Origin of the sequence: Paenibacillus lemnae (assembly GCF_012933385.1) — a bacterium.
GTDB lineage: Bacteria > Bacillota > Bacilli > Paenibacillales > Paenibacillaceae > Paenibacillus_AQ > Paenibacillus_AQ lemnae.
Genome location: NZ_JABBPN010000006.1, coordinates 159,429 through 185,030 on the forward strand (window position 1 = coordinate 159,429; position 25,602 = coordinate 185,030).

The 25,602-nt window shown below is 45.3% G+C and carries 27 protein-coding genes; 2 read left to right on the forward strand and 25 right to left on the reverse strand.

Annotation, left to right across the window (positions count from 1 at the left end):
* Positions 1-5: 5 nt before the first annotated feature.
* From HII30_RS09235 to metH, 19 genes are all read right to left on the reverse strand, one after another.
* Positions 6-998: a hypothetical protein gene (locus tag HII30_RS09235; RefSeq protein ID WP_169504724.1), complete on the reverse strand. Its 993-nt coding sequence runs from the start codon at positions 996-998 to the stop codon at positions 6-8.
* A complete protein-coding gene (locus tag HII30_RS09240) occupies positions 985-1,539 on the reverse strand; it encodes a hypothetical protein (RefSeq protein ID WP_169504725.1) in 555 nt (184 codons plus the stop codon). Before HII30_RS09240 ends, HII30_RS09235 begins: the two co-directional genes overlap by 14 nt.
* Before the next feature lie 5 nt (positions 1,540-1,544).
* Positions 1,545-1,937, reverse strand: coding sequence for a hypothetical protein (locus tag HII30_RS09245; RefSeq protein ID WP_169504726.1), 393 nt, complete (start codon positions 1,935-1,937; stop codon positions 1,545-1,547).
* Between the two features lie 4 nt (positions 1,938-1,941).
* Positions 1,942-2,400, reverse strand: a complete 459-nt coding sequence (locus HII30_RS09250) for an ABC transporter permease (RefSeq protein ID WP_169504727.1) — start codon at positions 2,398-2,400, stop codon at positions 1,942-1,944.
* A 66-nt stretch (positions 2,401-2,466) separates the two neighbouring features.
* Positions 2,467-4,539 carry a hypothetical protein gene (locus tag HII30_RS09255; RefSeq protein ID WP_169504728.1) on the reverse strand — a complete coding sequence of 691 codons (2,073 nt, stop codon included), beginning with the start codon at positions 4,537-4,539 and terminating at the stop codon, positions 2,467-2,469.
* Positions 4,536-6,335: an ATPase, T2SS/T4P/T4SS family gene (locus HII30_RS09260; protein ID WP_425495984.1), complete on the reverse strand. Its 1,800-nt coding sequence runs from the start codon at positions 6,333-6,335 to the stop codon at positions 4,536-4,538. The genes HII30_RS09255 and HII30_RS09260 overlap by 4 nt, the downstream gene beginning before the upstream one ends.
* A complete protein-coding gene (locus HII30_RS09265) occupies positions 6,335-7,171 on the reverse strand; it encodes a hypothetical protein (RefSeq protein WP_169504730.1) in 837 nt (278 codons plus the stop codon). The genes HII30_RS09260 and HII30_RS09265 overlap by 1 nt, the downstream gene beginning before the upstream one ends.
* On the reverse strand, positions 7,168-7,875 hold the full coding sequence (locus HII30_RS09270; protein WP_169504731.1) for a hypothetical protein: 708 nt from the start codon (positions 7,873-7,875) through the stop codon (positions 7,168-7,170). The genes HII30_RS09265 and HII30_RS09270 overlap by 4 nt, the downstream gene beginning before the upstream one ends.
* Before the next feature lie 24 nt (positions 7,876-7,899).
* Entirely contained in the window at positions 7,900-8,880 is a 981-nt protein-coding gene (locus HII30_RS09275) for an SAF domain-containing protein (RefSeq protein WP_169504732.1), read from the reverse strand.
* A 27-nt stretch (positions 8,881-8,907) separates the two neighbouring features.
* Positions 8,908-10,380: a serine/threonine-protein kinase gene (locus tag HII30_RS09280; RefSeq protein WP_169504733.1), complete on the reverse strand. Its 1,473-nt coding sequence runs from the start codon at positions 10,378-10,380 to the stop codon at positions 8,908-8,910.
* Positions 10,381-10,670: 290 nt separating this feature from the next.
* Complete coding sequence (locus HII30_RS09285; RefSeq protein WP_425495985.1) at positions 10,671-11,771, reverse strand: SAM-dependent methyltransferase; 1,101 nt, start codon at positions 11,769-11,771, stop codon at positions 10,671-10,673.
* A gap of 5 nt (positions 11,772-11,776) precedes the next feature.
* Positions 11,777-12,550 carry an ABC transporter ATP-binding protein gene (locus HII30_RS09290; protein ID WP_169504735.1) on the reverse strand — a complete coding sequence of 258 codons (774 nt, stop codon included), beginning with the start codon at positions 12,548-12,550 and terminating at the stop codon, positions 11,777-11,779.
* Positions 12,550-12,897, reverse strand: a complete 348-nt coding sequence (locus HII30_RS09295) for a thioredoxin family protein (protein WP_169504736.1) — start codon at positions 12,895-12,897, stop codon at positions 12,550-12,552. Before HII30_RS09295 ends, HII30_RS09290 begins: the two co-directional genes overlap by 1 nt.
* Positions 12,894-13,241, reverse strand: a complete 348-nt coding sequence (locus HII30_RS09300; RefSeq protein WP_169504737.1) for a cyclic-phosphate processing receiver domain-containing protein — start codon at positions 13,239-13,241, stop codon at positions 12,894-12,896. Before HII30_RS09300 ends, HII30_RS09295 begins: the two co-directional genes overlap by 4 nt.
* A gap of 13 nt (positions 13,242-13,254) precedes the next feature.
* Positions 13,255-14,100, reverse strand: coding sequence for a deoxyribonuclease IV (locus HII30_RS09305; RefSeq protein ID WP_169504766.1), 846 nt, complete (start codon positions 14,098-14,100; stop codon positions 13,255-13,257).
* Complete coding sequence (mutM, locus tag HII30_RS09310) at positions 14,097-14,918, reverse strand: DNA-formamidopyrimidine glycosylase (RefSeq protein WP_169504738.1); 822 nt, start codon at positions 14,916-14,918, stop codon at positions 14,097-14,099. The genes HII30_RS09305 and mutM overlap by 4 nt, the downstream gene beginning before the upstream one ends.
* 27 nt (positions 14,919-14,945) lie before the next feature.
* Positions 14,946-15,755 carry a TIGR01457 family HAD-type hydrolase gene (locus HII30_RS09315; protein ID WP_169504739.1) on the reverse strand — a complete coding sequence of 270 codons (810 nt, stop codon included), beginning with the start codon at positions 15,753-15,755 and terminating at the stop codon, positions 14,946-14,948.
* Positions 15,756-15,911: 156 nt separating this feature from the next.
* Complete coding sequence (rnz, locus tag HII30_RS09320) at positions 15,912-16,841, reverse strand: ribonuclease Z (protein WP_169504740.1); 930 nt, start codon at positions 16,839-16,841, stop codon at positions 15,912-15,914.
* A gap of 89 nt (positions 16,842-16,930) precedes the next feature.
* Positions 16,931-20,371, reverse strand: coding sequence for a methionine synthase (gene metH / locus HII30_RS09325; RefSeq protein WP_169504741.1), 3,441 nt, complete (start codon positions 20,369-20,371; stop codon positions 16,931-16,933).
* Between the two features lie 180 nt (positions 20,372-20,551).
* Here metH and HII30_RS09330 point away from each other — a divergent pair, with 180 nt between their 5' ends.
* Positions 20,552-21,088, forward strand: a complete 537-nt coding sequence (locus HII30_RS09330) for a cupin domain-containing protein (RefSeq protein ID WP_169504742.1) — start codon at positions 20,552-20,554, stop codon at positions 21,086-21,088.
* A gap of 77 nt (positions 21,089-21,165) precedes the next feature.
* On the opposite strand, the gene HII30_RS09335 is transcribed toward HII30_RS09330, so the two are convergent.
* From HII30_RS09335 to HII30_RS09360, 6 genes are all read right to left on the reverse strand, one after another.
* Positions 21,166-21,597 (reverse strand): FixH family protein, encoded by a 432-nt coding sequence (locus HII30_RS09335; protein WP_169504743.1) that lies wholly within the window; start codon positions 21,595-21,597, stop codon positions 21,166-21,168.
* A 165-nt stretch (positions 21,598-21,762) separates the two neighbouring features.
* Entirely contained in the window at positions 21,763-22,407 is a 645-nt protein-coding gene (locus tag HII30_RS09340; protein WP_169504744.1) for an SDR family oxidoreductase, read from the reverse strand.
* 143 nt (positions 22,408-22,550) lie between these two features.
* The gene (locus tag HII30_RS09345) at positions 22,551-23,342 is read right to left on the reverse strand and encodes an HAD family hydrolase (protein WP_169504745.1); all 792 of its coding nucleotides are present in this window, start codon (positions 23,340-23,342) and stop codon (positions 22,551-22,553) included.
* A 41-nt stretch (positions 23,343-23,383) separates the two neighbouring features.
* Positions 23,384-23,911 carry a hypothetical protein gene (locus HII30_RS09350; protein WP_169504746.1) on the reverse strand — a complete coding sequence of 176 codons (528 nt, stop codon included), beginning with the start codon at positions 23,909-23,911 and terminating at the stop codon, positions 23,384-23,386.
* A gap of 25 nt (positions 23,912-23,936) precedes the next feature.
* Positions 23,937-24,137, reverse strand: coding sequence for a DUF896 domain-containing protein (locus HII30_RS09355; RefSeq protein WP_169504747.1), 201 nt, complete (start codon positions 24,135-24,137; stop codon positions 23,937-23,939).
* 158 nt (positions 24,138-24,295) lie between these two features.
* Positions 24,296-24,664: a LysM peptidoglycan-binding domain-containing protein gene (locus HII30_RS09360; protein ID WP_169504748.1), complete on the reverse strand. Its 369-nt coding sequence runs from the start codon at positions 24,662-24,664 to the stop codon at positions 24,296-24,298.
* A gap of 173 nt (positions 24,665-24,837) precedes the next feature.
* Between HII30_RS09360 and lexA the strand changes: the two genes are divergently transcribed.
* Entirely contained in the window at positions 24,838-25,464 is a 627-nt protein-coding gene (gene lexA / locus HII30_RS09365) for a transcriptional repressor LexA (protein ID WP_169504749.1), read from the forward strand.
* Positions 25,465-25,602 lie beyond the last annotated feature (138 nt).

Sequence of the window (25,602 nt, forward strand, 5' to 3'; positions counted from 1 at the left end):
AGGCATTACGGCATTGGAACATGCAAACAAGCACCTTCAATGTATCCTGCCTCTGCTGCTGCTTTTGGTGATTGGAACACTTCCTGTATTTCATAAGAATGCGCACAGCTGTCACGGACAACGATTTTGCGATCAGTACTGTAATCGTATACTCCATAATAGGTCGGTTTCTTGATCAGTCTGCCCCCGCCCAAGGCATAATTGTTATAGGCTTTGTCCCCTACTGGGATCCCCTGTACAAAAGCCATAAATCCAATATCGTCAATGGTGTTTACCCACTCTTCCTGCCCGATGACCGGCATGTTAAATTGATATGATATACCGCTGCGCAGTGCTATTTCATTGTGTTTATGGATGTAATAAGCCACGTTATCCTGGATGGAATGTACTATGGTTGTACGCCGGATTCCCTCAAAACTTTCTACAGAATCAAGCAGTGAAATTCCAGTTGTACCCGCAAGCTCTTTTTGAAAGCCGCTTATCCACGTTCTGTGAACTTCATTAAATGCTGTAACCTTGTCATCTAATGTGAAATAAATCATATTACGATCAGCATCCATATACGAATACGGAATTTTAGGGGACCACACATGTTTCCATGCATCTCTTCCATCTTCATCTGGCACAGATTGCATCGAGTAGATATAGAATCCGTTATAATCAATAACAGCCAAAGCCGGAATGTACCACCACAGCGCTTCTTGAGCCTTCGGGTCGTCTGCCACCCCCATATTTACATAAAGTGTTTTAGAGAAAGCTTGCAGTGCTTTTTCCTTATCTGCCCGAAAATACTTTGCAGACACATATCCTGCTTCCATGACAGGATCTTCATTGAGCGTCAGCATTACCCCGGCATCCTGAACGGCCGTCCTTAATCCGGAAGTATACTTCATTTCAATGAACGCCGTATCCTGCATATGGTGGCTCTGCATTCCAAGGATAAAGAAAAAAGGGAAAACAAGCGCGACAAACAAAATAGCGAAATCAGTAATCTTCATTGAGCACCATCCCGCCGTAAACATAAGCGATGCCTGCTCCGGCTGAGGGGTCGGTTGTAGTCAAAACATTTGAATAGATCTGATATGGCGTTGTACTCATATTCGATACCTCAACACTGAAGTAGTCACCGGCTGTTAGTTTGTAGAGACGCTCATCAGCTTCACTCGATAATTCTGATTCTGGAAACAAGACCTGCATAATATCTGAAGTGTAATATGCATCATGTACGACAGAGTAACGGCCCAAAAACGTGGCAGGATCCGCTGGGTCACTGTATTCCGGATGATATCTTTTATGCTGATGCTCCATCTCTACCTGATATACATTTCCCGCTGCACCTAGCTCTTTTCGAAAATCGTTATAGACACCAGGAGAGATGTAACCTTTCATCCGGATACTGTCCGTGAATTTGGTCACTGATTGCATAACCATTAACCGGGATAGATCGTCTTGTCTGCGCGCACCCTCCCAGGCTGGTAATAAATACAGCAGCAGTACAGATAGTAAAGCGGCAAACCACTTGCTAAGTGCGTTGGACATCCTATTTATTTCTCCTTTATATATGCAGCGGCTGCAATTTCTCCAGCGGAATTATACTGATACTGAACCTGGTAGAATGATGGAAGGTGATCAAATATAACTTCAGGCGGAATTACAATACCAGCACCATACCATTCATCATGAATCTTAACGGGATAAGTTCTGTGCTGGGAAGAATGGATGAAATAAAGCAGATCCGCGCTGCTGACTCTTAATTGTTGAGGTGAATTCTGATAGACTTGTGTAGTTATCGAGACATGCTGGTCTTCAAGCACTCCGTAAACAGCCTTCTGGGCCATAGAGATGTCCTGCTGAAGACTATAAGCCATAACACAAGCGGACAGGAACAGTGCGGCAGCAGCGGCCAGTTCCAGCATCGAGACGGCTGCATTTTTCACAGCTTTACTGAACGAAAATAATCCCGCGTATGACATTGGAATTATCTTTTACAATCGCCGCTTTAAATTTACCGCTCGGATTCACATATTCTGAGCTCTTCTCGTTCCAGGTTTCAGCAATTATGCCTTGACGGGAATCTGGATTCTCCATTGAACCATCTGTGTTCAGAACATTTCCGTACCATTGTCCAGCAGGATTTTTACCGGTTTTGATCATAATGCCGAACTGGTCTTTGTCCTTATATTTCCGCAGCGCATTGGTCACCTGTGAACCACTGATCGTTGTCCCGTCATAAACGGTGAAGGCAGCCTGGGAAAGTTCGGTTTGAATATCCGAAAAATTGTTTTGAGCGGTTTTGGTAGCTTCCTGGGCCGAAATAAACAAGATGACTACAATTGTAATCAGCGCAATGGTCAGAAAAATACCCGCAGCAACCTTGAGAGCAGAAGACGCATTATTCATTTTTTAATTCCTCCTGTAACCGCGTTAGCGGACTTGTTTTAGTTGATCACGGCATGGACCGTGTCATTAAATCTTCTGAATCTGTTCATAATAATCATTCATCTGGTCAAAGCTCATTCCGATCAAAGGGATAACCAGATACAGAAATACTAGGGCGTACATCGGGGTGAATCCAATAAATCTCCCCCACGCTGCTTTGACATCGATCATTTTTTCATATTCCTGACGACGCTGTTCGAACACATAAGCCATTTCACCTTCCAGATCGTCAAAGACTTCTTTTATCGGTACCAAATCCACGGCCATCATCAATTGATCTACTAAACGGCGAAACTCCGGAAACCAGATATCCTCTTTTAACTCCTGCAGAGCAAGATCGGCACCATGTTCAAAATGCAATATCGCTTTCTGAATCGGAGCCTTAAACATAAACGCAAACCGGTTCATCCATTCCAGAATCTCTTCGACTGATATTCTGTCCATCTCACGCAGAACAGAAATGACCGTTTGAAACTGGTATACTTCATGCTTCATCTCCATCCTGCGGACTTTGCGGTTAAAATACGCCAGCCACAGTGGAAAATAGCTGCCCAGAATACCGCCTATTACCGCAATGAAAACCTCCCACCACTTCAGAAATTCATGCTGTAAGAGATGCCATTTGTTCAGGACTCGTTCTGCCGCAGCTGTCAACTGCTCTTCACTCCAGCGGCCGCCAGTCATCTGATCCATGATCTCAATGACCTGCTGCTGGTCTCTCCGGGATGATGTTTGGATCTTCTGAATCACTTGTCTATCCTCATCTGTTTGTTTTTGAAGCGATAGTTTCTCATTCTGATTCATGGAACCGAAGTAGGCTGATCCCACTGGAACTGAATATAGTATTTGATGTTTGGCATGAAACTGCAAAAAGACAGAAACCAGCAGTACAAAGAGCCCTAAGACAAAACCAGCTGCCAGCCTTCGAAGATAGAATGACTCCAATCGGATTCTTGTATTGCTTTCTTTGAGCAGTGTTGTTCTCCGTTCGTATTTCGCTGTTCCCGGTTCAGGAACAAAAAGACTTACAACGTTATAAAGCCATTTCGTTTGCAGTACCCTTGCTTCCCATATGCTCTTGTCAAAGCCTGCCCGGTATTCCGATTCCAGGTTCTGATGCAATCGTTGTAACAGAACATAAGAGACCAATATTGTGACGAAAACAACGAGCTTTGTGATCACTCCAAGTTTGCTCATATAAAATGCGTCCATTGCCGGGAAACTCGAGCGCGCCCACCATTCAATTGGAGTAGTGAAGAAAACAGGAATCAATGCAATGATGTTCAATCCTTTGAGCAGGTAATCCAGCTTATCCCGCCTTAAGATCTCGAGTTGAATCTCCTTCGTCAAACTGCTAATCCCTTTTAAAAAGATGGAACTGCTCCGCTTCTCATGATCACCAAACTCCAGCACAAGATGAGATATCCCTGCAAAAGCTTTAAGGTATCGGTTCGGGGAAGTTTCGTAGAATCGTTCCAGTGCTTCCTCCGGATCCTGAGATACTAATGCCTGATAAATGCCATGAGCATGAATGGATATTTCATGGTCAGCCGTCTCTGCCGCCTCATAGATCGCTTCTTCCACCATCCCGTGCTGTTGATAGTGATGCCGGATATTGGAGAACAGCTCGACAGACTGCCTCAACAGTTTTCGTTCAAGCCGGTTCAAAAACAAATCCAGGATCAAATCATGCAGAACCGCGGCCGCCAGCATAGCGGTAACAAAAAAGACAGGACCTTTGCTGCTCCAAATAAGCAGTGCAGCTGAGATCAACACTGCTGCAGCGACCCTAACAACCAGTTTCATCGTCTCATAACGAAGTGAAATTTCATCAAAAGGATGCAGAAAAGAAATTCGCTTGCGCATTCTTCGAACATAGGTCGAACATACAGGAATTCTAGCCAAGATCACATAAAGCCGCTGCAGCAGCTGTCTGTACTGCTGCTTCATTTCTGCCAGCAACTGAGTTAAGGAAGCCGTATCTCTCACACCAACAGCGACATCGTTTCTGCGCTGCATATGCCTAGCCAATACAGCCAAACATAGAAACAGAAGCAGAGAGCCTGATAGGACCAGCAGCAAAATCTGTTTAACGCTCAAGCGGTATACCCCCATCCAGTATGTAAGAAATCATTGAAAGCCTGGATGTCCTCTGGCTGCATATGACCCTTCATTTCTTCAACCGAGGATGTGGAAATAGGAAATACGGCTTCATATCCACCATCTCGATATTCAATGATATTGCGGTACTGAAATCCGGCTTTAGATTCTGAATCCGGGAAGGAACCTTTCAACGAAGGAATACATTCCGTGATGCGTTCAATATAGCGGTGACCTGTGTGATCTCTTTTGAGATGGATATCAAAGTTGATGACACTGACCACCTGCTGTTCTGCAACTTCTTCCTGCTGAAACATGCCGCTCTTCAGTAGTGAATTTCTCAAAGAAAACACAAGATCATTAAAAGTTTTGGCATGGTGCGTGAACACAGTAAATAAACTTGCGACCTGTGACATCTGAATCATCCAGGATGCGACTTCATCGCTTGCTACTTCGCCAAGGATATTCACTGTACCATCTGTCTTTTTTTGAAGATCCAACCCTCTCTGACCGCTGATATGGGGCGTCTCCCGAAAGCTCAGAATATTACGGCGGCTGTAGATTTTACGAAGCTGCAGCTCGAAGGACATTTCCTGTACTCTTATACTATAGGTCGCGTAGATATACTTGATCATAGCCATCAGTAATGTGGTTTTGCCTGATCCCTGAGCACCAGTGATCGCTGTGATCCTGCTGCCTTTCATTAAATAAGCAAGCAGGCCGATGGGCAGATACGCTTCTCTTCCCTGTATCAGCTGCTCTAACGACACATCTTCAATATCGAATTTCCGGACGAAAAATGCCCAGGTTTCGGAAAACGGAGGCCGCACTACCACAACCCGTGATCCATCTTTCATCTCATTTACTTTATAACCGGCCGTTTCTGACAGCTGCCCCGGATGATTGTACTTGTAGATATTCTGGCATACCCGTTTCAGTTCATTGGGCTGCTCAAAAGAAAGAAATCCCAAATGCAGCGAAATCCCTTTATAAAACAACCACACGCTCTCACATTCTCCCGCTGGGTCAGATGAGAATAAATCCATGTTCAATTCCAGCTGCTGCATAGGCAGCTTTCCAATGCTTCCGCTGACCCCTCCGCTGACCCCATCAATCCTTTGATCCCGGATTTCGTCGATCACCGAAAACCCTTTGTAGTGCTGATAAATACGCTGGACGACAATATCCAGCTTCTCCTCTTTACTGAGCATCCGGATTTCATTGGCATACATATACTCAATGTCCTCTGCCGTTACCGCGTATACTTTGTCAGATCCATACGCTTCCAAAATCCGGGGTTCTGCCAGCTGATATTTCTCGATCATGTGACTTAAAGCTTGGTCTTTGAAGTCCTGTTTGAAAAGATACAGCATAATATCAAATTTATCCCGGGATGTTAAACGTTCATGCTGATCAAATGGCAGGGCAGCATTTATTTCAAATTCACTTAACCTTAGCTTTGTCATCAGCAGCTCTTTAAGGATCGATTTCACGTACAGTTTATCCAGTGGATCGCCTGAGACACACCCTTTCAAGGCTCGACGCAGCTCAGTTCGCTTGTTTAGTCTTTTTCGGTATTCTTCTTCATGAAGGCCCAGATCTGAAAGCTGACTATGAGTAAGATGATGCAGACTGTTTTTAACAAATTCCGTCATGCTTTCAATTGAGATTGGTATATTACGAATGCCGGACTGAGGATTGAACGGATTTCGGCGGATTCGCAGATACAGGTACAACCCGGCTAACAGGATGATCAAAAGAATCGCCAGCGCATGGGACCACATGTTGGAACCCATCATGCACCTCTCTCCACTGAATTTCGCAGCCCCGGCATCCCCACAGTATCAGACGCTAATGATGAAATGGACCGTACTGCTTGATTAAACGCCGTTTCTCGTTTATGTTTCATTCCGCCTTGACCTCGAAGTAAGCAGGCCGTAATGCTCCTGGAATTCCAGGCGTCAGCAATATTCGAGCTGTATGGAACTTTTTCGATAAATTCCTTCAACCCAAACTTCCGCCTGATATTTTGTAATGTATAGTGGCTGTCAGTGTCATACCTTCCGACAACATATCCAAAAGACTTTACTTGTTCCGGTATACCGTAAAGCTTGTTCTCAAATTGCTCATCCAAAGCATGCATGTTCTGATTCAGCCCGATGAGGAGCAGGTCAGCGGACATGATTAATTCCAGATCCATACCTTCAGGACGCCCATTGCCTGCATCTGCTACCACGACATCGTAAGACTGAACTGCAGCATTTAATATTGTCCTGTATGTATGTACTTCTGCTTCGTCCCGCAGTAGTAGCGGTTCGGGTGTTCCCTTCATGAAATGCATTCTATCTGGAATCACCGTTGAAGCATAATCCTTGAAATTATGTTGGCTTAAACGGCCGCACACCGCCAGACGATGCAGTGCAGACATGCCTTGATTACCATCGTCATAAATAGTTTCCGTTACATTGTTCACTCCTGGAAAAGCTTGTTCTACACGAGATCTCATCTTGCCGCCGTGCATTAATAAACATGCTGCTTTATACTCCATCGAGAGCATTATAGACAGACTACAAGCTAAAACTGTACTTCCACTTCCTCCTGAAAGCGGACTCCATAATGCGATCAAGCTCATGCCCTTCTCCTTTCCGCCTGACGAAAGGCCTTGTAGATCTGCCGCTGCTCCATTTCACTCAGCCTTTCAATCAGCTCTGCAAGAGCCCGCTTATATTTTCGGTTTAAAGGTTTGAGCTTCAGTCTGGCATGATGTTCATTTTCAATCTTCAAGGCATAGGTATGTTCATCCCAAGGTACACGAATCGGAGTACCCAGCCAGCGAACGGTTGTCAAAGACATCAGGCCATCGATATAAGCATCATCTGTCAGATCCTCGACCACATTCAGCAACAGCGAATGACAGGCACAGTGATTTTGAAATTGCTCCCCTTTTGACAGTTCAATCAGCCATTTACTGTTTTTTGAAAGGTCGCTTAGACTAAAATTGTTTACCCATATGATGTCGTCTGCCTTTACCCAGTCATCATCATTCATAAAAGACGGCTTCCCTGCATCGATCAGCCAATAATCATAACTGCACTCGGATGTCCGCCGGATTTGATTTTCAACATCAGCCATCGTGTCAAAACCACAAGCAATATCAAAACCAAAAAATTCATAGATTCCTGGTATGTCAATGGTCTGACCCATGCTGTATTGGTAGATGTCGTCAGGCGTTCCATCCACAAGGAGTACTTTTGAGCCGCTCTTGCTCAGAACACTTGCCACATATTTTAGAAAATCACTTTTATCGCATACACCGCCAAAAACCCACTGCTTCATCTCCTAACCTCCTTCATTTCTAACTTAGGGTGCTGAAAAAATAATATCTGCCTTTTCATGTTCTGAAAGTGAGGGTTCATTCCCATCAGGTTCAGAAGATGTAAAGGTTTCATTCTCAGGATTAGCTGCACTCCAAGTATTAAAGTCCTGCTTCCCCTCTGCGTACTGAGTACTAGCCGTCCCGGAACCTAATTCATTGAACCTCGATAAATCCTGTTCCAGTGCTGCGCGTAATGTGCTTTCCAGCTGTCTTTCTGCAGTGAAGACGATATTGGGATTGTTCTTGATTAGCTTATGAACCTCCTGCTTGGGCGGATAATTCGCCACAGGCCGCTGCTGAAGCTCCGGTTCAACATATGTCAGTGCATAGAGCGAAGCCTTGTTCAAATACGCATCCACCATCGCGCTGGACAGAAGCAGAATTTCCTGCTCACTGAGTGTGGTCCAAAAGGCCGGGGCCGCAAGACGATCGACTCTTTTCTTGGATAGCACAATATAATCTTGTCCCGTAGGGAACTGAATCCGGATATCAATGGTGTCCTTGACTTGTAAATTACTTGGGATCCAAATGGACTTCATCTCCCGATTCCGCAAGTCTGCCGGCGTCAGTTCCTGATCAAACAGCATGGACATGGTAATCGGCGTACCTTTTCGGAGCTCGATCTTAGCTCCTTTGCCTGCCAGTTCTTCCACACTATTGGGCAGGTTATCAGGTGACAGTTCTTGAGGAAGCATTACCTTCTCTAAGTCACCTGGATTCAACAATTCGCCCGCCGGCACATTTCGGAGTGGAACCCACGCCGTGCTGCTTACTTCCTCCAATGCAGTCTGAAAGGACTCCAATTCGTTGATTTTCTCAAGATAACGGCCAACCTCTTCATTGTGCTGAACGCTGCTTGACTTTTGAATCCAGAGAAACCCTCCTGCCAATATCAATGCGGCGATCCCGGCTCCTGCAAGGCCTGCGTACAAAAGTTTTTTGCTTCGCCTTGTCATAATCGGCATGTTCTGCTATTTCCTCCTATTTCATCTTCAAATCTTTCTAAATCTAAACCATCGTTTTTTAATATTGCCATGAATATAACCTTCATAGATTTGGTCCATTGCCAGCTGACTTTTGTCTGTAAACTGAAACGGATCATTTAAGGCAGGAAGAGAAATGACTTTGCTTCCTTGGAGTCTTTTGCTTAAGCTTCTGGATGTTTCTTCGTCGCCATAAGGTACAGCAAACATACGGCCCGGTTGATCATGCTTTGATAAACGATCCTGGAGGACGGTGACATCCCGCCATCTCCATTCGGCTGAGGGAGCAATGATGACAGGTACATGTGCCCGCAAAAATTCCTCCAGACGTTCCGTGTCACGATAGACACCGAGATCCAAAACTACAGCATCATAGCTTCCTGCCAGCAGGGAAATAATATCGCTCCGGGCCGCCTGTCTCCAAAAGTCAATGCCGTGAATAACAAACTTCCGCAGATGCTGTCCCGATGAGCCGGATGCAATTTCTTGGATGCGCTTGAATGCGGAAGCTTGCACACCCATTTCTACTATGGCTACACGATTGTACTTTTGTGCTAAATAGTGGCCCATCATAATACAGCAATGTGTCACTCCAAGCCCTGCTGAAGCACCCATTACGGCTGTGACCAGACTGCCTGAGAAGCCAGAGCCAATTTGCGCTGGAACCGGATCTTTACGCTTTGGATGCAGTGTTTCCTGAATAACTCTTGCCACCTCTGCAGCAGAAGCGTAACGATCTTCCGGACGATGCTCCAATAGCTTGCGAATTACGGGTATTAAGGGATACGGAGCCGACTCACGAATACTGGATTTCACTCCCGGCAGCCACTCACTAAATCGCCGGTTCGTCAGCATATAGAGAAGCAGTGCGCCCAGTCCATATAGATCCGACCTGCAATCACTTTCCCCGCCTCCGTACTGCTCCGGTGCTGCAAATCCGACCGTACCCAGCTTGACCGTGTCTTCTTCCTTGAGTCCCGTGTAGTTTCTCGCAATTCCAAAATCAATCAAGCTGACCGTATGGTCGGGTTTCAGCATTATATTGGCTGGCTTCAAATCCCGGTACACCACGGGTGGAGTATGGGAGTGAAGATAACCAAGGACATCGAGCAGCTGCCGGGCAATCATGAGGATAAAATCTGTGCTCACACGGCCTTGGCATTGTTTTAAATATTGTTCCAGAGTCTGTCCTTCAATGTAATCCATGATCAAATAGGCATATCCGCTTTCATCCGGTTCGAAGAAGTCAATAATGCCGGGAAGCCTTGGATGATTCAGATTGATTAATAAATTGGCTTCCTCCTGCACACGGTTTAACGTTCCGTGATGATGAACACTTTCCTTTACTGCCCACTGTTTTCCCGGCAGCTTGTAATCCTCTGCCAGATAAACACAGCTCATCCCTCCTTCCCCGATCTTTCTCACAATCCGGTAACGTTCACCCAGCATCATCCCCGGTGCCAGCTTCGTCGGCTGCTTCATCGGTTTTCTCTTCCTTCCTCAACATGTCGATAACACAAAAAAGCACCCCGCCGGATCTCATGCAGAAGACTGCAGTTGATCAGACAGGATGCTTTCCTGATTGTTTGGTTAATTTTGGAATCATTATATTTCATTTCGATCTTCTTTGTAAAGAGTTTTTTTAATATAGACTAAACTTTAATGTAACCTCCTACTGTTGCTGAGATGGCGAGTGTTCTTCCGATCGCTTCTACAGAATCACTCGTCACCTCCGCTTTAGTATTCAGTTATTATATATAGTTCAGTTCATATTAATATTTAACCATATACAAAGTGATCTCATCGCGGTTGTGGAACAGCTGCCTGGCTGCCTGGATCTGCATGCGGGAATCCTCAAACCAGGCTGTGATTTCTTTGATCAATGCCATCGGTTTTTTGGTCAGCAGCTTCACCGTTACAATGGCGGTTCCACCTGGCTCCAAGCTGTACAACAGCTCGGTAACCAGTCTGGCCATTTGTTTAGGACTCCAGCTCATATCACAGACAATCAGATCGAATTCGTTCTCTTTGAATTTGACCTCAGATGCGTTTTTGTTCAAAATTCGAAGGCCCGGATGCTGTTTCAATGATTCATGCATTTTTGCAGGATCAACAGCAGTCACCCGTAATCCCCGCTCCAGTAAAAATGACGTCCATCCGCCAGGGGCAGCGCCAATATCAAGGGCATTTCGAAAAGAAGAAAACGGAATGGAAAATTGTTTTTCAGCTTCCAGCAATTTAAACTTTGCTCTTGAGATTTGACCATCTTCGCGCTGAAACCGGATGGCGCCGCCATTCCAGTCCGACAAATTGGTGGAAGGCTCTGACACACCAATATACCATTTTTCCTCATCGGCAAAAACCGAAATGATCCACTCCGGATCCTGAACGGTAAACTCCGCCTCCAGTTCGGAAAACTTGTCCTGCAGCACTTCTCTCAAGCTGCCCGGGCTTTCGCTCCAGCAGCTGTTCTCTGCTTTGCGCACCTGCACCGAAATACGTCTGCCCGCCAGATCCTCTTTTCGAAGTAAGAAATTAACGGTCTCCTGAACCAGAGTTTCTTCAGCAGCACTGGACAGTTCCAGTCCAACAGGAAACATATGTCTCAGAAATACCGGGGAGTGTGCCTGAATACGCTCTACAGCAGAAGCGAAACTCTCGGCATCCAGTGTAACCACAAAGACCTCACCTGGAATCAGCATCGTACTTTTCAGCTTGCCGAACAGGCGTCTTAATTCTTCCTGTGCATAAGGTGCAAATCCGTGATTTGCTGTACAGATGAGACGTACCTGCTGCAAAGTGACAGGTTGATCCTCTATAATTGGTATTTCTGTTGATTGTTCTTCTAAATCTTGTTTTTCATGCTCGTTCAATGGGGTTAGCCTCCAGAAATGACTTTGATCCAGGGACGACCACCGTCCCATTCTAATTCAACATCGATATTATACGTAGTTTTGATAAGTTCCCGGTTCAGAACCTCTTCCTTCGGGCCAGCTCCTGCCAATTGTCCGTCTTTCATTAATGCAACATGGGTGAAAAGAGGAACGATTTCTTCGATATGGTGTGTGACATATACTACCGAAACATCTCTTTGTCTCAATCGATCTACTTCGATCAGCATTTTCTCCCTTTCAAACAAATCCAAACCTGCACAAGGCTCGTCCATAATCAGCAGTTCGGGGTCGGCCATCAGTGAGCGCGCAAGCATTACTTTTTTGCGTTCCCCCTGAGATAGCGTACCCAGCGGATGGTCTGCCAAATGACTAAAATTCATCTCCGTTAGAATTGATAAGGACTTCTCACGAACCTCTTCCGGAATCGCCTGGTAAAAACGAAGGAAAGCATAGGCTCCTGTCGCCACCACTTCCCACACCGGATCCCGGAGAGACAGTTTTTCCATCAGCGACTGACTGATATATCCGATTTTTTTACGCACTTCTCGCACATCGCATCGTCCATACATATTGCCCAGAACTTGAACCTGCCCGCTGCTAGGAAACATGTATCCAGTCAACAGTTCAAGCAAGGTCGTTTTTCCACAGCCATTACGGCCGAGAATAACCCAATGCTCACCCTGCTTCATATCCATGGAAATATCATTCAGGATCAGACTGTTTTCTCTTCGAAAACTAACGTTATGAAGGGATATCATTAAAGCACACTCCTGACAAAATTCAAAATATCTTGTACCGATCCCATTCGGTATAGAAGCTGGTAAGGTTCACCCGGATCACCCGTTACCGCTAATAAAGCAGGCACACTCCGAACCTCAAAGCGCGTAACGATTTCAGGCAAAAAATTCACATCGCTTTCCAGTAGTATGCCTTCCGGAAGCATCATCTCTGCCACATTCAGCATTTTCCGCGCAGCCCCGCAGGTTCCACATAAAGGAGTATGAAGAAAAACAATAACCGGCGTGGGTCTGGAGCGATTTTGTGCAATCAAATGCTGATGCCAATCCAAACGTTCCTTCAACTGCCGCTGTGATAATGAAATCATGTCCGGTGCTGATTCCTGTTATTAAATTGACTGAGATAATGCTCGGGCATGGGACCGTTATGGACTTTCACTTCAGCAGGCATATGTTCATACAGCATTTCGTACATTCTTTTTCTACCCCAAGGACTTGAGGTATGCAAAAATATTTCCTTCGGATACAGCTTCTCACGAATCAGAGCGGCGGTCACGTCTCCACCATTCATTGGATCAGGCCCCAGCTCGTAATCGAGAGATAAAATACCGACCTCGCATTCCCTTAACATCATTAAACACTCTTCCCCGTTCCTAGCCAGGGCAAATCCTTCGGGGCAGGCACGCCAATCATCCAGATACAGATGGATCATTCCTATTCCCTCCTTATTGCAGCCAGGACATCACTTCAGCAATATCATCCTTGTGTGTCCCGTCCTCACCTTTTTCGCTCTCCAAAATAAAGGCTTTGTCCGACATTTCTTCAGAAAGCAGCAGTGCTTGAAGACCTTCTTTTCCAATATTTCCACGGCCTGCTCGTTCATGACGGTCTCTTCGTGAACCTGCACTATATTTCGAATCATTCAGGTGTACGGCCACGAGATGATCCCAGTAGCCTAATTCGTTTCCTTTTGCGAGCAATTGATCAGTACGACTAATATCCCACTGGCCGGCAGCATACAAATGGCAGGTGTCCAGGCAAAAACCGATTTTATGCGGTTCATCAGCCAATTCTCTGATCTTCACACATTCTTCAAGGGTCATGCCCATATTACCATGATCTCCAGCCTGATTTTCGATCAACAGTTTGGAGGTTCCATTCCAGGCTCTCAGCACATCGTTGATGCAGGTGATCACATTTTGATAACCAGTCAGAAGCTCATCGCTCTTGGTGTGGCCAAAATGTACTACGATTCCTAGTGATCCACAAGCCTCAGATATCATCAAATCATTCATCAGAGATTCCACCGTAAGTCTGTAGTGTTCTTCCCCCCGTGTCCGTCCAATCGCCATATTGGTAGGATACGGTGTATGTGCGACAGATACAAGCCCATGGTCCTTGCAAACTGATGCACAGTCTAGTCCATCTTGTATATTAAACTGTTTTACACTCAGGCTTCTCGGGTTTTTGGGGAAATATTGAAACGCGTGTCCTCCCATTTGCATGGCATGACGCGCTGCTGCGGCAAAACCGCCTCTTGTACTTACATGACTGCCTATTTTCACGTTCATACGTTTTCTGGCTGACAGACAGGACATAAAAATACTTTCCTGCCGCTCAACTCTAATTTGTTAATTGGATTACCACAGGTTACACAAGGCTGTCCTTCCCGATCATACACCTTACATTTTTCATTATAGTTACCTGTTAAATCATCATTTTCAGAGAATGGAAGTTCCATATAACCTCCATGTTCAATGGCATCGTTTAACACCAGCAGTGCACTGTTATAAAGTTTTTCAAGCGAAGAAGATGGCAGCTGCTGCACCTTTACCGCTGGATGAATACCAGCATGGAAAGCAATTTCATCTGCATAGCAGTTCCCGATTCCAGATATGGCTTGCTGGTTTACCAGCATGCTTTTGAGTGTGCTTCTTCTTTCGGCAGCCCGGTGTATGAAGACATCTTTATTCATCCGGCGGCCCATCATATCCGGACCCAGGCGGCTTAATGCCTGATCCGTTTCCTTGGCAGTCAACAGGTGCAGATAACCGAGCCTCAGCCCGATAAAATAAAGCACACGATCTCCAAAATGGATTTCGATCTGGGTCGAACGCGAAGGTCTTGCTTCATTATCAAACGTCATATAAAGCAGACCTCCCAACATAAGATGCAGCAGCAAACGTCTGCCGTCATTCATATGAAAAATCAAATATTTTCCGCGGCGTTCCACAAAAATAATTTTTGCGCCGATTAGTGTGTTACTAAATTCATCGGCAGGTATATTAATTGATTTTTCGCGGTTGACTGTGATCTGACGGATTGGAATGTTGGTGATATGATTTGTCAGCAGCCTGCGATAGTTTTCCATTTCCGGAAGTTCCGGCATGATACATCTATCCTTTCATTTCTAACATTATGTAACCGTTCCTTGCTGCCAATCTCGAATGAGACCTACGGTTTCCATCAGATCTTTACAGATAAAATCAGGCTTCACACCTGTCGCTGTCTGATGATCCTGTAAATTGTGTTCAGTCGTGATTCCGGTCATCACCAAAATGGTCTTGCATCCGGCATGAGCTCCTGCTGCAATATCTGTTCGAATATTATCACCGATGACGACGGCATCAGCCGGTGAAATTCCCAATCGGTCAGCTGCGTATTTCATTAATATTGAAGACGGCTTACCGATGACGACAGGTTTCACTGCGGAAGCTGCCTCGATCGCGGCTCCCAGCGATCCAGCTCCTGGTGTAAGGCCATGATCCGATGGAAGCAGCAAGTCTGGATTCGTTAATACGGATATGGCGCCAGCATGGATCCACTCTACAGCTTTAGAGAGCGATTCATAGTTAAATGAGCGATCTATGCCCTGAACTACGTACTGAGGCTGCTCTTCTGTTAATTCCAAGCCTTCCCGAATCATTGCGGTACGCAATCCTTCTTCTCCCAGAATCGCCACTTTTGCACCTGGTAATTCATGAGATATATAACTTGCAGCTGCCAATGAAGAAGTACAAACCTCCTCTGGCTCTGCAGGAATTCCCATTCCCGTTAGATGCTGAGCGACTTGTTCCGGTGTCCGGGAGGAATTATTCGTAACGAATAGAAACGGCACGTTTGATTCTCTGAGCATGCGGATGAACAGATCCGCTCCTTCTATGCGATGCTTCCCATGATACAAGGTGCCATCCAGATCGATGAGAAGTCCTTGAATGCGCTCCATTTCGTCACCTGCTTTCTTTCATTGAATGCATGAATGATTCATGAGGTGAAATCAAGTTCAGCTGAAAACGGTCGAATCACCGCGAAGCCTGAGCATGATATCAACGTTTTGTGTATCCCTTTGTCAAATCCTGCGCTTTCCCGGAAAATAATTATATTATTCCCTCCGGTGAATAGGGTAGAGAGCGAAATCCTCCGCAAGGCGTGTATTCGGAAATACATCTCTCGCTTGATTCAAGAGAGGCTGAAGATGCTCCGCATCCTTGTACCTGGAACTAAAGTGTGTCAATAATAGCTGTCTGGCATTTGCCTCAGATGCAGCCTTGGCAGCCTGACCTGCAGTGCTGTGATAGTATTCATGGGCTGTGTCTTCCAGTTCGTTCATGAATGTCGCCTCATGCACGAGCAGATCAGCATCCGCAGCGAGAGGCACCACTTGTTCGCAGGGACGCGTATCTCCCAGAATCGTCACGACCCTGCCTTTTTTAGGAGACATTAAAACATCGGATGAATGCAGCATTTGGCCGTCCTGCATTTCTACACTTTCACCACGTTTTAAACGGCCATACAAAGGTCCCGGCTTCAAGCCGAAAGACTCCAGCCGTTCTAAGTCCAGACTCCCTGGACGGTCTTTTTCAGTAACCCGGTATCCATAGCTGTCCACACGATGTTCAAGCCGCGCTGCTTCAACCTTGAACGTCTCATCTTCAAACAGCAGCCCTCCGCGATGTTCTTTAATCTCAAGCGGGTAGTTTACACGTGACTGGCTTAACTCCAAAGATGTCTCTACAAACGACTGAATGCCTTCCGGTCCGAATATAGTAACAGGTGTCGTTGCTCCTTGAGCCCCGCGGCTGGATAAAAGTCCCGGGAGGCCAAAAATGTGATCACCATGCAGATGTGTAATGAATATGAACTCCAGCTTGCTTAATTTCAGTGGCGACCTTAGAATTTGATGCTGCGTTCCTTCACCGCAATCAAAAAGCCAAATAGTTCCACGCTCTTCCAGCAGCCTGAGCGCTGATGAAGTGACATTACGCTGCAAGGAGGGAATCCCTGCATTCGTCCCTAAAAAATAGAGTTCCAACTTCTTCTCCCCTTTCAGGTATGTAAACCGTAGAAATCCCCCGAAAGTTTCGGAGGATTTCCTGCGGCTTTAACCGCACTTCACGTTGATTAAGCTTTATCCACATTAAAATATTTGGCTTCAGGATGACTGAAGACCATAGCGGAGACAGAAGCTTCCGGCTCCATCATGAATCCTTCGGTCAGCTCGACACCTATATCTTCTGGCTTCAATAATGAAAAGAGTGGCCCCTGATCCTCAAGATCCGGACATGCGGGATAACCAAATGAAACACGAATTCCTTGGTATCTTGCTCCCAGACGGCGTTTCATTGTCATATCTTCAGGATCCGGGAACCCCCAGGTATCACGCATCATATGGTGGACACGCTCTGCCAATCCTTCCGCCGTTTCCAGGGCAACAGACTGAAGTGCATGGGACCGAAGGTAATCTCCTTTGTCTTTCCACGCTGTTGAAAGTTTGTTAACACCGTGACCAGCTGTAACCACCAGAAAGCCCACATAATCCATAACACCGCCATCTACCGGTCTTAAGAAGTCCGAGAGACATAAATAAGGCTCTACCTGCTGTCTAGGGAAACTAAAACGGTGCAGCACGTTACCAGGGTTCTCCGGATCATAGATGATAATATCGTTCCCTTCCGATTGCGCTGGGAAGAAACGGTACATGGCATGCGCCTGAATAATGCCATCTTGAATCGCTTCTTGAAAAATACCATCAACCGTTTCTTTTAGGGACACAGCTTTCGGGTCCTGGGCTGTCAGCAATTGATCCACAGATCCCCGAAGTCCTAAATGATGCCCTAATAACATTTGCATATTCACATAAGGAAGAATATGTGAAATGGGGTAGTTTCGAATGATGTGCCGGTCTAAATCTGGCGGCATATAAACCGGTGCCTCTGCAGAAATTTTGGAACGCTTGATTCTCACCTGCTCAGGCAGTGTTTTAACGGCCGTTACAACCTGAGAATCCTCTTCACGTTCATTTTTGATTTCCTGTTCCAGTGTTGACCGATGTACAGGATCACTTAGCTTGTTAGCAAGATCCAGACCATCCATCGCATCTTTAGCATACAGTACCATGCCTTCATATTCTGGCCGGATACGTGTTCTTGTAAACTTTCGAGTCAGCGCTGCTCCACCGACCATAATTGGAACATCAATTCCCGCTGTTTTCAAATCCTGAGCAGTCAGCACCATTTGTTGTGCGGATTTCACTAGAAGGCCGGAAAGACCAATAGCATCCGGTTTTTCTCTACGAAAAGCTTCAATAATCTGCTCCGGTGGTACTTTTATACCCAAATTGACAATATCGTAACCATTGTTGGCAAGGATGATTTCCACAAGGTTTTTGCCGATATCATGCACATCGCCTTTAACCGTGGCCAGCATGATTTTCCCTTTAACAGAAGTCTCATCTTTCTCCATGAAAGGCTCCAAATATGAAACCGATGCCTTCATCACTTCTGCACTTTGCAATACCTCAGCAACGATCAATTCATTGTTGTTAAACAGTCTGCCTACCTCTGACATACCTTCCATCAGCGGGCCATTGATAACTTCAAGAGGTCCATACTTCTGCAGAGCTGCATCCAGGTCAGGAATAAGCCCTTCCTTGGTTCCTTCCACTACATAAGAAGCCAAACGCTCTTCAAGCGATAAGTTGGATATTTTTTCTTTCTTCTCCACTTTCTTGTTACGGAAAGCAGCTACAAAAGCGGCTAATGTATCGTCATTGGTCCGGTAGATCAGGTCTTCTGCCAGTCTGCGGTCTGCTTCCGAAATGGAAGCGTATCGTTCCAGCTTTTCTGTATTCACAATGGCATAATCCAGTCCCGCCTTCGTGCACTCATATAAAAATACAGAATTCAGGACTTCTCTTCCCGCTTCCGGTAGACCGAAAGATACATTGCTGATACCCAATATGGTGTGGCATTCCGGCATGGCTTCTTTGATCACTCTTATACCTTCAATGGTCTCCTGTGCAGAACCGATGTACTGCTCATCTCCGGTACCTACCGGGAACACGAGTGTATCAAAGATAATGTCATGTGGGTTAACTCCATACTTATTTACCAACAGGTCATAGGAGCGGCGAGCCACCTTCAGCTTGTCATCACGATGAATGGCCTGTCCGCTTTCATCGATCGTCCCCACGACGACCGCAGCACCATACTTATGAAGCATAGGTGTTACTTTTTCAAACTTTTCTTCACCATCTTCAAGGTTAATGGAGTTAATAATCGCTTTACCTTGTGAATAGCTGAGGGCCAAATCGATTACTTCGGGATCCGTGGTATCAATCATGAGCGGAACCTTGACCTTCTTGACGACCAGCTCCAGAAAAGCAATCATATCTTCTGTTTCTTCACGATCCGGATCTTGAACACACACGTCAATAATATGTGCACCATTCTTGACCTGAGCCCTGGCAATTTCAGACGCCTCTTCATATTTCCCTTCCACGATGAGACGCTTGAACTTACGGGATCCCAAAACGTTTGTACGCTCTCCGACCATATATGGCCGGTTTTCCTGTTCTATATATACCGGTTCAATTCCGGAAAGTGCGGGCAGGTGACTGCCAGTTAACGGTCTCGGAGGATACTGACTCATCACTTCGCGCAAAGCCCGAATATGATCCGGTGTTGTACCACAGCAGCCGCCAGCGATGTTAAGCCAGCCTTTTTCCGCAAAGGCACCCATTTTTTGCGCTAATGATTCCGGAGATTCGTGATAATTGCCGTTCTCATCCGGCAAACCTGCATTCGGGTAACAGCTGATCGCTGAACTGGACATTTCCGAGAGGGAGCGGATATGATCACGCATGAACTCGGGTCCTGTTGCACAGTTTAGTCCGATCGAAATGGGATTGACATGCTCCAGGGAAATATAGAATGCTTCAATGTTTTGACCGGCTAGTGTCGTCCCCATCGGTTCGATCGTACCCGATATCATGACCGGGAGCTGTATGCCTGTCTTGTCAAAGGCTTGACGAATACCAATCGTGCCTGCTTTGACGTTAAGCGTATCCTGAGATGTTTCCAGAAGAAGAGCATCCACTCCTCCTTCGATCAGGGCTAACACCTGCTCTTCATAGCTTTCAATTAGTTCCTGAAAAGTAACTCCACCGGTAACAGAAAGGGTTTTCGTAGTAGGACCTAAGGCGCCCACTACATACCTTGGATTCTCAGGGGTTGAAAATTTCTCGACCGCTGCTCGGGCAAGACGGGCGGCTTCCAGATTAATCTCTTTTGCGAGATGCGGGATATCGTATTCAGCCAGGACAACAGACGTAGCACCAAATGTATTGGTTTCGATCAGATCTGCGCCAGCTTCCAGATATTTCTCGTGTATATATTGAATAATGTCAGGGCGCTCCAGCACCAACATTTCATTGCATCCATCGAGCTCTTCGCCGCCAAAATCATCCTGTGAGAGGTCCTCCTGTTGAATCATCGTGCCCATAGCACCATCCAGGATTAATATTCGTTCTTTTAGCATTTCTTGTAAACTTGGCTTAATCAAAATATGAACCTCCCCTCAAAACGTTAAATCTTAGTGTAACAGAATTGATTTCATTAGAAAAGAATGAATATGACGTGAATTATGCTTCACAATCATATAAAATGGGTTGTAAAGGATGACAAACCATCTTGAAATCATTATAATACTTATTAATCCAAGTGGAGAAAGAGGGATAAGACAATGGCAGAAATCGTTATCCGCAACACGAACGAAAGAATCACCGGACAGGAAAATGTTCGTGAATTTTTAAACGCCCAAGAAGTCGTTTACGAACATTGGAATATGGATAAGCTTCCACAAGATCTTCAATCCAATTTCAGTCTTAGTGACGATGATAAGAAGAAAATCCTCGATATTTATGATGAAGAAATACGTGATTTGGCAGCTCGCCGCGGTTATAAAATCTGGGATGTTATTACGCTTTCCGAATCAACACCTAACCTGGAAGAACTTTTGCAGAAATTTGAAGAAGTTCATACGCATACGGAAGATGAGATCCGCGCTATTGTTGGCGGCAAAGGGATTTTCATCATTAAAGGCGCCGGCGACATCGGCTACTTCAATGTAGAGCTCGAACCTGGCGATGTAATTTCCGTACCAGAGAACACACCGCATTTCTTCACCTTGATGGACAATAAGCAGATCATTGCTGTTCGTCTGTTCATTGAAGAGAATGGCTGGGTAGCTACACCTGTCCCTAACCCGGGCTTGAACTAATTTATTAACCCGAACATATTAAAGAGCAGCACTCCTGGCCAATAAGAGCCAAGAGTGCTGCTTTTGTTATCAGCAAATCAAGGAACAATTTTCAGTTCTTTCATCGGCATGGAATGTTGTCCACGAGCTGTTACATGTGAAATAATCAAATATGTACCTGGCTTCTGAAATGACTTTTCCAAGATATATGACCCTTCTTCCGAATGCCGGGCAGGAACCGTGATTTGCAACCCTCCGCCTTCTTGACGAATTTCAAACTCTACCTTGTCAGCATCTTCCACCGGGACTCCAGATTGGGAGACATTTGCTGTAAACTTCACTTTTTCATCCTTGCCTGCAGATTCCTTGCTTAGTGACAGATCTACAATAATCGGATCCTCCATCACTAACGTATCGCTGTCGCCTGCATTTCCATTACTACAACCTCCAAGCGCGATCGCTGTCAGAATTAATGCGGAAATCAAAGCACAGTTCACCTTTATTTTCTTGTTTGAGGCCGAACGTTTCATTTTTTCACCTCGTGTCAGATCATCATTATAGTTACATTATACCTGACAAATACTTCTGCAGCGTTAAGGATCACTTACAATTGTGTGACTCTCTTTGCTATTTAAAACAAAATAAACCTTCAAAACAGCCGGGTAAGCTGCTTTGAAGGCGAGAATTTGACACAATTACAGGTGCTGCAGTGCTTCATTAATTTCTGAATCACCGGCAATGACTTCAAATGCACGATTTTCTGTGCTTTTATTTTTTAAGGATGCCACAATAACCTCTGCCACATCTTCACGGGATACACTGCCGCTCTCCAGCTGTTCTGCGGCTTGTATACGACCTGTTCCCGGATCATTCAGCAGACCTCCTGGTCGAATAATTGTGTATGACAGTCCACTTTCCTGGACAGCAGCGTCGGCATAGTGTTTTGCTGCATAATATGGCTTGATGCTGTCACTCCAGCGCTCACGCTCCCCTGCACCCATAGCACTGACGATGATGAAACGCTGTATACCTGCTTGCTTTGCTGCTTCAGCTGCTTTGACAGCTCCATCGAGGTCAATGAGCAGCGTCTTGTCAGGACCGGTAGAACCCCCGGATCCAGCAGTGAATACGACGGCATCGCACCCGTCGATCGCCTGGGTTAATGAATCAACAGTGCCTTCTAAATTAACCAGCTTGGTTTCAGCACCCTTTTCTTCAAAAAAGCTTGCCTGGTCCTTGCTGCGGATCAAAGCTCTTATACTGCTATTATCTTCTTTCAACCATTTTTCCGTAAAAATACGGCCAATTTGTCCATTCGCTCCAAATACCGCTACTTTCATATCTCATTCCTCCTTCGTAATACTGCAATCGTGCATCTATATAATTACCTAATGTGAAAGATGTGAAACATAAAAAAGAGCTGACCCGGATCACCGAGTCAGCTCTAAGTGCTGCATTATACTGAATTGTTGACTTCAACACTTTACAAAGATTTTAAAATCTCGTGAAGTTCATTCAGATTTTTCACCTCATAGTCAGGAACGATTTCTGGATCTTTTGGACGCTGTGTCCGGTTCACCCAAACCGTTGTGAGGCCTGCTGCATTGCCACCCTTAATGTCTGTTGTCAGCTTGTCCCCTACCATAACAGCTTCCTCAGGCGAAATCTCCATTAAACCAAGCGCGTGCGTAAATATTGACGGATCCGGTTTTCCTTTACCGAAACTGCCTGAAATTACAATGTGATCAAAATATGGAACAAGATCAGGCACACCATCCAGCTTCTCTTGCTGCAGATCCGGACTTCCGTTCGTAAGAAGCAGCAGCTTCACCCGCCCCTGCAGTGATTTGAGAACTTCGAAAGTCTCTTCATAGACATATGGACGTTTTCTCCGTTCAGCCGCAAATTGCTCTGCCAAGGCACCCGCTAACTCATCATTAGTAATACCCAGTTTAGCTAGAGCGTTGGTCCATGATGCTTTACGATATGTAGGTGCCAGCTCCTGAAGCTTTCGAAATTCAGGTTGTTCGCCAGCGGTAAAGTTCGCCCACAAACCTTCGTACGGATTAATACCAATCAATTTGGTGAATTCAAAAGTTTCATAAGATTCGTAAAGCAGACGCGCTTCCTCTCGAACCGCAAGCAGCAGCTCATGCTCATCGACATCAACAGCATCCGCTGCAGCCTGACATGTGGCGGCAAAAGCTTCCTCCACGCTTCGTTCATCCCATAATAAAGTATCATCCAAATCAAATAAAACAGCAGCTGCCGGCATCTCCATCTCCCTCTCTATATACAGTTAATCATGAGTAACTATTACTCGTGTTCTACAGGTATTTGATTCACCTTAGCAAACTCTTCCATTCTAATCCCCATTGCTTCCGTATCATACCGGTTAATTAACCGGGAGAAGACCCAGTTCCCACCTTTGACGGGAGTTTCAATCACAACTGAACCGCGCAAAATTCGAATTTTGGATATTTCGGAAGCAGAAAGTTTGCGTTCCCGGTTGAATTTAAACGTAGAAACCGCGCTTCGCTCAACCTTCAAAAATGGCTTTCTTAAAAAAATCATCACAGCCAGCAAAACATACAAGCCGACACCAATGTAAGTCATCGTTGCAGTACTTCCGCTCTCCTCTCCCGTTGCCATACCTAACAGCGCGTAAAGACCAGCCAATGCAAGCAGTACGAGCGGAAGAACATATTTACGCCCTTTAAATAAGTCGCCTTCCTTACCATTAATGGCTGCAGTATGACCAATGGATGTTTGACCACTTTTCTTGCGCTGTTTGTTCACCTGAGCCATATTCTTGTTTACTTTTCTTTCCCACGAACGAGACATCTGTCTCCCCCTCTAATTCGTTGTATTAGTGTTTCAATCCGTTATTATCCTTGTCTTCATCAACCCACTCAATGGAGTCGAGCTGCTGTCTGAAATTTCTTCTTATATTGTTCAGATACAATTCACGAAGCTCGGAACGTTCTTTCTGCTCCTGCTCTGTTAACCCTTCGTTCTTGTTCTTTCGTGCCAAAGCGTTAATACGTTCAACTAATGCGTCGATATCCATGAGATTCCCTCCAATAAAAAATTCATTCTTAACTTTGACATGTGAAAAAGAGCTTGTCAAGAAATAAACCTTGACTAAGCTCAGTGACATCCATAATTTATTTTATTATAGCATTACTATTCCCTGTATATATAACAAAATGACATATTGATCTGACATTAATATAGAGGTAAAGCTATTACGTCACCGTATTGAATATCCGGTCCCTGTATGCCGTTGTATTTAGCAATAGCTTTCACATATTCACGAGTGTCCATTCCTGCTGGTTTATGGTTTGTAGCAATGTTCCATAGCGAATCCCCTGATTGTACAATTACATTACGTTCACCCACAGGCTGTTCCGGGCTCCCTGCAAAAACGGTAAATGCACTTGTGAATCCTAAAAGAAATACGAACAGTACACCTAACAATTTGTTGACACTATAACTCTTTATATGATGAATTGCTTGACTGAATTTGGATTGGGTAATTTCCAGATCTTTCGCGGACTGATCGTAAATACTCTGATATGAACTGTATCTCAACATGATTCATCATCTCCCAAACAAGTGTTCTTATAAAGAAACTATATCACGAACGTTTGTTTGTTTCAAGAGGTTTGCGAACAATTGTTCTGTTATTTTTTAGAACTTATGTTTGTGCGAACGGTAGTTCTATGTTATAATTTTACCAAACGTTACATAAATGGGGTTGATAAGGTATGTCGAAGATATCCAGCCGTCAGTTGGCCATATTGGAATTCATTCGCACAGAGGTACGAAGCAAGGGATATCCACCTTCCGTTCGGGAGATTGGGGAAGCCGTTGGTTTAGCTTCCAGTTCAACGGTGCACGGCCATTTAGACCGCTTGGAGAAGAAAGGGCTCATTCGTCGTGACCCTACCAAACCTAGAGCCATTGAATTGCTAGGTCAGGAAGAATCAGAATCCAGCAACCTCTTCACTCAAACGATCTCCAGAGTTCCAGTAGTCGGAAAAGTAACCGCAGGTGTTCCGATTACAGCAACTGAGAATATTGAGGACTACTTCCCGCTTCCCCATCATTTCGTGGGAGAAGATAAAGTATTTATGCTTTCGGTATCAGGAGACAGCATGCTGGAAGCGGGGATTCTGAATGGTGACTATGTCATCGTGCGGCAGCAGCAAACCGCAGATAATGGTGATATCGTCGTGGCCATGACAGAAGAGGATGAAGCTACGGTGAAGACCTTTTACAAAGAGAAAGATCATATCCGCCTTCAGCCCGAGAATCCTTCTTACGAACCTTTGCGCCTGAACCATGTATCCATCCTCGGTAAAGTTGTAGGCATATTCAGAGATATTCATTGATCATAGTCGCTATTCATGCAAATGGCAGCATTAAGAAACCAACCATACTATTGGTCATACCCCTGTCAAGTAGACAGATGAAAAAAACTAAGCAGCCAGCGCGTGCCGAAACTCAATCGGCGCGCGCTGTTTGAGTTT